Below are 10,965 nucleotides of genomic sequence, written 5' to 3' on the forward strand. Positions count from 1 at the left end.
TTTGCCTGCCTTTCTATAAAGATTCCAAGAAAAGGAACAGTCATGGCCGAACCGCTTGCTACAACCCCGATCCGTTACAGCTTCGGCGCCGACGAGCATCTGTTTGCCGAAGTCAGTGACAGCATGTCGCTGGAGGCTTTTTTCAAGGGCATGGCCATCACCCGTGCGGTGGAGCGGCTGGCGCTGGATGGCGTGCTGGATGTGTGCCTGGCCAACGCGTCGTTCCAGATCCGCTTCGACCCGGACCGCATCGCCCCCGAAACGCTGCTCGACGCCGTGCGCGGTGCAGAAGCCCAGGCGGTGGCCGAGCGCAGCTTGCACACGCGAATCATCGAGATACCGGTGCTGTACAACGACCCGTGGACGCACGAAACCCTGATGCGCTTTCGTGACCGCCACCAGGACCCGACCAGCACCGACCTGGAGTACGCGGCGCGCATCAACGGCCTGGCCGATGTCGAGGCGTTCATCGCTGCGCACAGCGGCGCGCCCTGGTTCGTGTCGATGGTCGGCTTCGTCGCCGGCTTGCCGTTCATGTTCCAGATGGTCGAGCGCGAGCGGCAGTTACAGGTGCCCAAATACCTGCGGCCACGCACCGACACCCCCAAGCTCACCTTGGGCCATGGCGGCTGCTTTGGTTGCATCTACTCGGTGCGCGGGGCAGGGGGCTACCAGATGTTCGGCGTTACTCCGGCGCCGATCTACGACCCGCAGCAGACATTGAATTACCTGAAGGCGCACATGGTGTTCTTCCGACCAGGAGACATCGTGCAGTTCAAGCCCATCGACCGCCGCACCTACGACCAGGCAGTGGCGGATGTGGAGGAGGGCCGCTTCGACCTGCGCATTCGCCCGGTGGAGTTTTCCCTGGACGCGTTCCTCGCCGACCCGGTCGGCTACCCCAAATCGCTGCAGGAGGTGCTGGCATGATCAAGGTACTCAAACCGGGCCTGGCCACCTCCGTGCAGGACCTGGGCCGCGAAGGCTACTACCACCTGGGCATCCCGCCGTCTGGTGCACTTGACCAGTATGCCCTGAGCGCCGCCAACCACCTGGTGGGCAACCCGGCCGGTGCGGCAGGCCTTGAATGCGCGCTGGTGGGGCCGGAGCTGGAGTTCCAGCACGATGCACTGGTGGCGGTATGCGGGGCACAGATGCCGGGGTTGCTCGATGGCCGTGAGCAGCGCCCGGACACGGCGTTTGCCGTGCGCGCGGGGCAGGTGTTGCGGTTCGGCTTCCCTACCGCTGGCGCCCGTGCCTACCTGGCGGTGGCCGGAGGCATCGATGTACCCGAGGTGCTCGGTAGCCGCTCCACCTATGCCCTGGGAGCGCTGGGCGGGTTCCATGGGCGCAAGCTGATGGCGGGCGATGTGCTGCCGGTCGGCCTGCCGAGCGGCAAGACCCACGCCGGTGCCAGCCTGCCCATGGCCCTGCGCCAGGCCCTGGGCGGCGAAGTGGTACTGCGGGTGGTGCCGGGCCTGTACTTCCACCGCCTGACCGACGCGGCGGCGCAAAGCTTCTTCACCCAGGCCTGGACGGTCGGCTCCGAGGCGGACCGTATCGGCTATCGCTACAAGGGCGGCAGTGCCTTGAGCTTCCAACCGCGGGAACAGCCGTTCGGTGCCGGGTCGGACCCCTCCAATATCGTCGACAGCTGCTACCCGATCGGTTCGATTCAGGTGCCGGCGGGGCTGGAGCCGATCATCCTGCACCGGGATGCAGTGTCGGGCGGTGGCTATGCCATGATCGGCACGGTGATCAGCGCCGACCTCGATCTGATCGGGCAGATGCAGCCAAACCAGCAGGCACGGTTTCTGGCGGTCAGCCTGGAGCAGGCGCTGGAGGCGCGGCGGTCGTACAAGAAGAAGCTCGGTTGCCTGGCCAGGCTGTTCTCCTGAGCGCAATGCGTTTTTCTCATTGAAGCAGGAGCAACTGTCTTGCACAAAATTTAATCGGCGTGCGCGATCCCTGTGGGAGCGGGCTTGCCCGCGAACACCGGCGAAGCCGGTGCCATCCACCCTCATGGTTCTTCGCGGGTAAATCCGTTCCTACATTCACGTTCGAATATTCCTACAGCGACTTGGGAAACGCCAGGCTCCTTCCAGAACGGCAGTGCGCGACAAGGTCGCGGTCGCTGCCAGGGAGCAGCGGCTGCTTTGCCATTGCCGCCGCTGAAGGCGGCCTGCCGCACGACCAGTGCATGTCCTGCGAGCGCCAGGGTCTGCCGATCCTCCTGCCGCTGCGCCGCTCGCTGGTCCCGGGTACCCGCCCCGAGTGCGTCACCACGGTGGCCGACAGCCTGCATATTTCGGCCAAGCTGGGCCTGCGCACCTTGCGCATGGGTTACCTGTACGTGCTGCTCGACCAGCAGGTCTGGCATGGCTACGAGGTCAGTGCGCAGGGTCATTTACGCTATTTCAACCCGTACGAGCCCCAGGACGGTCCGCCGTCGCCGCTGCCGGCAGCCGACGTGTGCCTGCGGTCGCTGCAAACATGTGATCGGTGAAGAAACCAGCGAGCAGCTGGATATCGTGCCCATGCAGATCCGCGTGATCAAACACATCCGTAGAGTTTACGGTTGCCGTGGCTGTGAAATCGCTCCGGCCACCGCTGACAAACCCGCTCAGCAGATCGAAAAGAGCATGGCCAGTCCGAGCGTCTTGGCGATGCTGCTGACGACCAAGTATGTCGATGGCTTACCGCTGCACCGTTTCGAAACGGTGCTGAGCAGACACGGTATCGAAATTCCGCGTCAGACCTTGGCACGCTGGGTGATTCAGTGCGGCGAGCACCTGCAACCACTGCTGAATCTGATGCGCGACCGGTTGCTGGAAAGCCCGGTCATCCATTGCGACGAAGCGCGCGTCCAAGTGCTTAAAGAAGCGGATCGAGACCCGACCAACGAATTCTGGATGTGGGTGCAAGCCAGTGGGCCACCGGATCAGAAAGTCGTGCTGTTCGACTACACATCCAGCCGTGCGCAGGATGTGCCGCTGCGCTTGCTGGAACGTTATCGCGGCTATGTCTTGACGGACGATTACGCCGGCTATAACGCCTTGGCGTTGCAGCGGGATATGATATTGAGCGATTGGCGTGCATGGCGCATGCCCGTCGCAAGTTTGTTGAAGCTCAGAAGGTGCAGCCCAAGGGCAAAGCCGGGCGCGCAGATATGGCGCGGGCATTGATCAACAAGCTGTAAGGCATCGAACGTGAACTGAAGGATGCCAGTGATGAGCAGCGATTGACTGGCCGGCAGGAAAAGAGCCTGCCGATCCTGACGCAGTTGAAAAGTTGGCTGGACAAGACGCAGCCGCATGTGAGGCCGCAAAGTGTGCTCGGCAAGGCTGTGAATTACCTGGCTAGCAATTGGAGTCGGCTGGAGCGTTATGTAGAGGCTGGGTATTTGCCAGATCGATAACAACCCGGCAGAGCACGCCATAAAGCCATTTGTGAACAGCGTAAGCTTGGCTATTCAGCGACACGCCCAAGGGGGCGCCGGCAGTGCTCAGCTTGACAGTCTGGTCGAGACTGCCAAGATCAACGGCCAAAGCCCTATACTTGGCTGCGCTATGTACTGGAGCGGCTGCTACATGCGCAGACGGCGGCAGACTATGACGCACTGTTGCCGTGGAACGGCTCACCGGAAATGCCACGGTAAACCGCGTCCCCAGTATTTTAAGGGCTGGTGCGTCAAGTAATCACGCTGATGTTCTGCGACGCAATTTTAATTAATTGCCAGAAAACGGCACGATGACTCTCTGGGACTGACCTACCTAGCGTTGTTGAGTGAAGACGCAGAAAAGCTGTTTGCAATGAAAAAATGGGATATGATTCTTGCAGCTTGTGCTGCGTGACGCATGATTAGGAACTCGGGGTTGAGTTTGAGGGTGCGGATGCAATTTTATTTATTACACCCGCCCAGAGGTTTGTCTAAAGTTCTAAAAATGTTATTGCCATAACCCTACAAATTGTCTGGATGATCTATCAATTGCCATTCGTCTTGATTGAGTCGGAGGACGAATCGGTTTGTAACTACCCATAGTGTATCTTCAGTTGAGCTTAAGCTTTCTATGCTGTAGTCCTTAGGTAGGGGAAGGTTGGGGGGTAGAGGGTGAACGAAAACTCCATTTTTCAACACTAATAAACCATTAGTGGTTCCGATATAGATGGAGTCATTGAAGTAGCGAATGCACCAAAAATTCTTACTGATTTTTTCTGAAGCTAGCCGTTTAAAGCCTTCTCTGGAGTTTCCGCGAACAATTGTCCCGTTGTGGCCACATACCATGATGTCGTCTTGTGTAATGCAGTGAATGCTGTGAAGATGTTGTCTGGTGCCGCTCCTGCATTTGCTCCACTCTCTCCCATTCCAGTGGTAAATCACTCCATTGGTCCCGCATGTATAAATATCCTCCTTAGAAAGGCCGTCAATGGACTGTAGAGTTGTGATGGAGCGCGAGGCGCTTGTTAGTCTTTGAATTTTCTCTGGGTCTTCAGTTTTTTTTATATCAAATATTTTATCTAAAGCCACTTTCACATTGGTCGCTATTCCTTGGCCAATTTCTTCGGTGCGGCTTGATTCGATTTTATATATTTGCCCCTCGGTTCCGCAGCAGAAAAAAATCCCATCGATTACAGCTAGCGATGTAAGTGGGGCGTATGTATTTCTACTAATTTTTGTGGTTGAAGTTTCTTCGGTGTTGAATATCTCTATGTATCCGTCTGTTGTAAGCGCGCAGCCTGCTCTTGCGAGTTCATTCTGCTGTGGTCGAAATGCTGTAGAGATCACTGTTTTGCTGTTCAGGTCGTGATAATGCCAGATGACAGGAAGGTCTAAATTTAGGACAAACATCCTGGTGTGGTTGATGTCCTCTAGAGAGTCAATAAATGAGGCGACGTACAGCATGTTGTCGTTTATTGCGCATCCGCTTCCAAATGATATTTTTTTGGTTTTGCTCTTCATTGATGCCTCTGTGTCTTTTTTATAGTCCACCAGCACCCTTTTGGGTGTTAGATCCTATCTTGGTGAGATCAGTAGTTTTCAATAGGTTCGTTTTGTTGTAGGCTCGATATAGGTCGTTGGATTTCAATCCCATGCTGATATGGTAAGCATGCAGTTCTGCAAGCATTATAGTCGGGTTACATCCAGTAATGGCAGCTGCGGCCATAACTCCAATGAGCTCTAGCTCACCTAACGTTGCTGTTCCAGGGGGAGCACCTTCGCTACCAAGCTTTTTCTCGGCCGGGTCATAAATGGCGTGAATTAAACCGTGCTCATTTGCTTTTCGGCCTCTAGCTCTTGGGGTTCCACCATCAACACAGATTGTGTAGCCGTTAGCATGTGAAAGCCCCCCCGGAATCCGCGGGCCAGGGACTCCATGTCTATCAGGTAATCTGAAGGCTCTGTCTGCCACAAGATGGTGTCCAGTTTTTCCTGGTGGGCAATTTTTTCCTTTCCCATATCTACGTAGGCGGCAGTCTCTCTTCTCACCTTTGGATTTCCCACCGTCGTTGCTTGATTTCTTCGGTTTTTTGGGGGGCTTGGAGGGGGAGGGGATTCTGACAGCTTTGCTTGCTTTTCCTGCCGCTTTCCCTACGAGTACTCCGCCCTTGGCTGCGTCTCCAATTATCGGAATGGCGGAAAATGCAGCTAGTCCCGCATTTGCTATATCTCCCTCTGCCACGTAGATTACAGCATTAATTCCGTCTGGGATTGCACCAAGACCTGGTACAAATCCCAACATATCAAGAGTTCCGTGCACCCAAGGGCTTGTTTTGTTCCACCATCCTTCTTCGGCTGTCTCCTTTAGGGGAGGGTTCGCTGTGGAGGCTGGTAACTTCGTCTTCGACGTGTCGCCGATTACTCTTCCAATGGTGTTGCCGTTAGCGTCTGTGCCCTGCGTGTTTAGTTCTTTTTGAACTTTGGGTGGCGCGTAGTTTGGTAGATCGTATTCTGGAGTTTCCGCCCGGAATTTCAAATACTCTTGATAAGTAAAGTGTTCGCGAGTTAGTAAGTTTTTTCCTTTCCATAACTGAACTACTACGCCGTTGCCTTCTTGATAAGTGGCGATGCTGTGCGTGTCACCTATCCGTCGTTGGAACTTGTTAATCACAATTTCTAAAGGCTCATCCATGTCTACGACCCGTTCATCCAGAACAGATCATTGTGGCGGACGACTAATTTTCCCTCGGCGCGCACTGTGCTGCTTTTTTCTTGCGGGTAACATTTACCGCCAACGGTATTGCTGATGATCCCTTTCGCCGCACCTGCCTGGTCCCCATCAGTTTTAGGCACGAGGCTCATGTCATATACGACGATTGGTTTGCCGTTGACGCGCACGGATTTTGCTACGCCAGTTGCGATTTTTAGTTCCGCAGTGACTGGGTAGGGAACAGGCGGGGTTGCGCTACCCATGGGAGTTTTACAAACATCGGGGGCGATGCTGACGACTCTCCATTTTTCTTGTTTGCGAGCAAGTATTTTCTCTGCCATCAGCCTCTCTCCCCATCAGTTAGTTTTGCTGGTCGAGTGCGTTTTATGAGCGGGGCTGTGGGGTCGATTTCAAACCGGGCTTCCAGTGCGCGGATAGGTTCGGTGGAGGGAAGACTGATTCGATGAGTCAAAGACAAACTCATTGCGTCTGTGTCGATAACTAGGGTGTCTGTGAGCAAAGGAATGGGAATCACCGCACCGTTATGAAGGCGTGCCAGCAGGAATGGACGATGGCCTGGTAATTCAACGGTCAGTTGGCCGTTGTGCCCGTATTCTTGCGAGGTCAGGTTGAACAATTCGATCAGTACATCAGGCCCCAAAAAAGGTGTTTGCTGATCTGTAGGCGCACCGTTCCAGTAGCTGAATTCAAAGTCAGCAGGTAGGCCGGGCCAGCGAGTGTCCCGCCATTCATCGTCATAGGTCCCTGCGAGGGCAAGGCGGGGCGCCCAAGCGCGCCCTACTACGCCAAATCCTGCTGGTTGGTGAGTGTGCGTTCTGACTATCTTGGCCATCTCTGTCGCAGTGATATCACCGTCAGGCTGCCGGCTACTTGCAAGCTTGCTAATGGGGTCATTAATCTGCTCGATTTGAGGAGCCGGCAGTTCATCTATCGACTGCCCAATTGAATCTGCCAACTCAAAGTGACGAGCTTCGACCCAGCCACGCCCCAGTGGGTTGCTATAGAAAACCTGATTAATAATGTGAGGATCAGAGGCGTGGTCAGGAAATTGCGGATTATGCAAAGTGCTAGAACCTCCAAAAGCGTAATCCCATAGCAGTGGTACGCGCTCGGCAAGTCCAGCCTGAGTCACATGCCACCCAGTAAACAAGCTTGGCTTGAAGATCCGAGGTCCGGTGAAGCGGAGTCGCTTGTTCAACAAGATATTACGAGTTGGGGCATTAGCGCGACGCTGTGTTGCCTCCGCATGTGCATCCCGCCATCCATACAATTGTTGCTCCGTCGGAGGTCCGTCTGCACTGGACGATTTTGGTGATGCAATATTTATCTCCAATGGCGCCGCAGATTCGCTCAAGCGAATTCCGGCAGTCCACGACCGCGCAGCTTCCATGCCTGGTGCATAGGCATGTCCATTGACAATAACATCACAGCGAGGTTTGAAAGGTGCTAAATCACTTTCTTCCTTAACGCTACTGCTCCCTTCCTCACCATAGTATTTATCGGCTAGGCAAAGCGGAACAGGGTCATCATCGATTACTTCAGCGGAAAAGTACCCGGGCTTATTGGCGATGGGCTGCAGTCGATAACCGACTTTCATTACAATTACTGGGTGCTCTATATCCTGTTTGCTGAGCGCACTGAAGCACATGACGTCAAAAGGCGTCAGGTTGCGAAATTCCATCGTGGGTTACCCCTTCAGTTGAGGTCGACATCCTTGCCGTTGATTTGCACAGGCCCTGTGGCACTGAAGTCAAAGTTGCTGCCGTTGATCAGCACGGTCCCGTCGGACTTCATGACCAACGTCGCCTTGCCTACCGTGATGCTGAATTCATCGCCTGCTGTGATGTTGAAGCGGTTGCCGACGATCACGGACTTGTGTACGCCTACCTGCTCGCTTTGGCTCAGGCCAACTGTCGTATTCATCGCCGCACCGACACTGATTTGATAGCCCGCACCAATGGTCAGCGCCTTGGCTAGGCCGATGGTTTCCGCCTTCGCCAACTTGATGGTTTCGGTCTTGTTGGCACCGATGGTGACGTGGCGATTGAGCCCGATGCTGATGGTTTCGTTTTTGCCGACGTCTTCGGTGCGATGGTCGCCGATGGAGATGGTTTCGTTGTGGTCCACCCGCTCGCTGCGGTCGTTGCCGACGAAGGTAGTTTCGTTGTGCTTCACGACGTTGTTCTGATCCTTCTCCGCATGGATAAACACCTCCTGCCGACCCAGCTCATCCTCGAAACGCAGCTCGTTGAAGCCATCACCCTTGTGGGTCTGGCTCTTGATGGTCATGCGGGTCTTGTGGTCGGGCAGGTCGTAGGGCGGCAGCTGGTTACCGCAATAGGTGCGCCCAGTGATCATCGGCTGGTCGGGGTCACCGTTGACGTACTGGATGATCACATCCTGGCCGATACGCGGGATGGCCATCGCCCCCCAGCTGCCACCGGCCCATCCCTGGGATACCCGCACCCAGCAGGAGCTGAACTCGTTGTTGTTGCTCTCCCGGTCCCAGGGGAAGCTGACCTTGACCCGGCCCCACTCGTCGCAGTAGATCTCCTCGCCGGGCGGGCCGACCACGGTGGCCATGTGCGGGCCGTCCACGCGAGGCTTCTGCAAAGGGGCAGGGCGCCATTCGGTGCGACCTGGCACCAGCACTGCGGTTTGCTCATAGCGCGTGCTTTGGTCGACGCTGGCAGCCTCTTCCTGCAGGCTGGTGAACTGGCGGCCCTTGTGAACGACACTGTTCACTCGCCAGTGGGCATTGAGGTCATCGCGAGGGTGACCGGTCAGCGTGAAGCTCAGCCCGGGCTGTAGCCGTGCGTCATCCCCTTGAACTTCGGCAATGCGCACATCGTGGCGCAGGGCGGTGATGCGGTTCTCGGTGAACGGTTTGCCCACGGCATCGCGCTTGTAGCGACCGGGATAGTCGAAGCGTTCGTAGTCGGTGGATTGGTGTTCCAGGAAAGGGCCGGCAGCACGGTGTTCCTGACGATACGCCGGATGGGTGAAGGTGTAGTCGCGCTGGACCTGCCGCGAGGTTCGGACCTGTTCGCTGTAGCGCAGTCGCCGCAGGCAGGGTCTAGCCTGATCACCACCACTGCTGGATTGATACAGCACAGTGTTGGGATCGATAACGTCTTCGCCCTCAAAGAAGCCTTCGTCATCGTTGCCAGTCTTGAGCGCGCCATGGCTGATCAACCCAAGGGACAGCAGCTGATCTGTGATGATCAACTTATGCAGTTTTTCACTGTGCTCGAAGCGATAGACGAAGCCCTCTTCCGCCGCCAGACGGGCGATGAAGTCAAGGTCGGTCTCGCCCGCTTGCACGCAGAACTCGCGCACCGGGTGGTCCATGCTCACGCGAAGCTCGTATTGATCGATACCCTGACGCTTGAGCATCAACTCAAGAATCTGCGGCACGGTTTTTTGCTGGAAGATGCGCCAGTTCGAACGCAGGCCGGCGCGGGCCAGAATGGGTTCGACCAGCGCGTGATAGTAGGTGCGGTAAAAGCCGCTTTCGCCCTGACTGAAGCTGCTCACCAGGCCGTTCACGTAACGCACCGGCCCTTCTTCATCCAGGATGGTGAGTACCACCGGTTTGTCCAGCACTTGGCCGAAGTCGATATCGGGCTCGAAGCTGACCAGCTCCAGTTCCAAAGTAAAGGGTGCGCTGATCGCTTCCCTGAGTTCAAACGACACCACTTCGAACTCAACGTCGCCCACCAGTGGCTCGAATCTGTAGCGCAAATCAGATTGGCTAGGCATAAAAGATCCTTGTCCGCCGTCTGAAGAGTCGAAAAGCCCAGGCAGCGCGAGGCTGCCTGGGGCATTTCAGTGGGGTCAGGCGATCGGTTTGCGCCAGTCGTCAGAGCCTTCGGTACCTGCCACCACATGGGCCCAGGAGATCTTGCGGTAGGACATGGACACTTCGATCAATTGTGTGAAATCAGCGTTTTCCTTGTCCTGCGCATGCGGCAGGGTGGTGTGGATATCGACGATGGTGGCGTCCTCCAGCTTGGTGGTGAAGAAGTGTTCCTGCTTGCCCTCCACTGAGGTGCGATACCAGCTCACCTCAACCGTCGGCAACATTTCGCCGCTGGCCAGGGCCTGGTACATGAGCGGTGTGGCTTTGTTCAGGGCGCTGGTGAAAATGAACGGTTTGTGCACCCGCTGTCCTGCGGGTTGGCCACTCTGCGGGTCGGTTGGGGTGGTCACCTGGTGCTTGATTTCCTGCACCAGAATCTCGTCTTCATGGCCCTCGACGAACACGTTGCCGACCGAGTCAGAGGTGAAGGCGCCTGCGGTGATGTTGCCTTGGGTCTGGCCTTCGATCTTGATGTAAGCGGGTGTTGGCATGGCAGTTTCTCCTGCGTCCATGTGGATACAACACGCCACCACGGGCGGCGTGGCCATCGGAAACGATGGGCTTGTCAACGAGGCAGGTACCTCGTCAATTCGTTGAATTCGGTTGCGTCGCTGTTCGACGCCCTATTGCTGCAAGATGCCGTTGAGTGACTCCAGCACCTCGGTGGTAATCAGGTGCAGGCGGTAGCTGTAGATGCTGTAGGCCACGGCCATGGCGACTGCAGAAATCACCAACGGGCTCCACCAGGGCCATTGCCGGTTCATGCGAAAATTGCGCGGGGCCACGTTGGTGTAGGGATCGCCGAACGATTCCGGCACGGGGCCGCGCAGTTCGCGGATGATCCCGTGAAGCTGGTGAATGAGGCCGTTCAGCGACTCTTCGCCTTTCGGCGCGATGGCGTACTTGCCCTTCAAGCCCAGGCACAGCGCGAAA

Annotated in this window: 9 protein-coding genes and 2 pseudogenes; 4 read left to right on the forward strand and 7 right to left on the reverse strand. The window is 56.4% G+C overall.

Translation table 11 applies throughout. The features are described from left to right. The first annotated feature begins 42 nt into the window (after positions 1-42). The 4 genes and pseudogenes from HP547_RS06140 to HP547_RS06155 all read left to right on the forward strand — a co-directional run. Positions 43-930 carry an allophanate hydrolase subunit 1 gene (locus HP547_RS06140; RefSeq protein WP_172219639.1) on the forward strand — a complete coding sequence of 296 codons (888 nt, stop codon included), beginning with the start codon at positions 43-45 and terminating at the stop codon, positions 928-930. Then, entirely contained in the window at positions 927-1,898 is a 972-nt protein-coding gene (locus HP547_RS06145) for a biotin-dependent carboxyltransferase family protein (protein WP_172285748.1), read from the forward strand. Before HP547_RS06140 ends, HP547_RS06145 begins: the two co-directional genes overlap by 4 nt. Positions 1,899-2,134: 236 nt before the next feature. Next, positions 2,135-2,461: pseudogene (locus HP547_RS06150) on the forward strand (toxin VasX); the annotation flags it as partial. A gap of 7 nt (positions 2,462-2,468) precedes the next feature. Continuing rightward, positions 2,469-3,658: pseudogene (locus tag HP547_RS06155) on the forward strand (IS66 family transposase); the annotation flags it as partial. Between the two features lie 303 nt (positions 3,659-3,961). Here HP547_RS06155 and HP547_RS06160 read toward each other — a convergent pair. From HP547_RS06160 to HP547_RS06190, 7 genes are all read right to left on the reverse strand, one after another. After that, positions 3,962-4,960: a hypothetical protein gene (locus tag HP547_RS06160; protein WP_172285749.1), complete on the reverse strand. Its 999-nt coding sequence runs from the start codon at positions 4,958-4,960 to the stop codon at positions 3,962-3,964. A gap of 19 nt (positions 4,961-4,979) precedes the next feature. Beyond that, complete coding sequence (locus HP547_RS06165) at positions 4,980-6,131, reverse strand: hypothetical protein (RefSeq protein ID WP_172285750.1); 1,152 nt, start codon at positions 6,129-6,131, stop codon at positions 4,980-4,982. A 2-nt stretch (positions 6,132-6,133) separates the two neighbouring features. Beyond that, positions 6,134-6,490, reverse strand: coding sequence for a DUF4150 domain-containing protein (locus HP547_RS06170; RefSeq protein ID WP_172285751.1), 357 nt, complete (start codon positions 6,488-6,490; stop codon positions 6,134-6,136). Next, positions 6,490-7,851: a DUF2169 domain-containing protein gene (locus HP547_RS06175; RefSeq protein ID WP_172285752.1), complete on the reverse strand. Its 1,362-nt coding sequence runs from the start codon at positions 7,849-7,851 to the stop codon at positions 6,490-6,492. The genes HP547_RS06170 and HP547_RS06175 overlap by 1 nt, the downstream gene beginning before the upstream one ends. Positions 7,852-7,865: 14 nt before the next feature. Then, on the reverse strand, positions 7,866-9,932 hold the full coding sequence (locus HP547_RS06180; protein WP_172285753.1) for a type VI secretion system Vgr family protein: 2,067 nt from the start codon (positions 9,930-9,932) through the stop codon (positions 7,866-7,868). A 75-nt stretch (positions 9,933-10,007) separates the two neighbouring features. Beyond that, positions 10,008-10,523 (reverse strand): Hcp family type VI secretion system effector, encoded by a 516-nt coding sequence (locus HP547_RS06185; RefSeq protein WP_172285754.1) that lies wholly within the window; start codon positions 10,521-10,523, stop codon positions 10,008-10,010. Positions 10,524-10,655: 132 nt separating this feature from the next. After that, on the reverse strand, positions 10,656-10,965 hold a 310-nt coding region (locus tag HP547_RS06190; RefSeq protein ID WP_172285755.1), incomplete at its 5' end, for a DotU family type IV/VI secretion system protein.

The organism is Pseudomonas sp. CM27, assembly GCF_013179515.1.
Lineage (GTDB): Bacteria > Pseudomonadota > Gammaproteobacteria > Pseudomonadales > Pseudomonadaceae > Aquipseudomonas.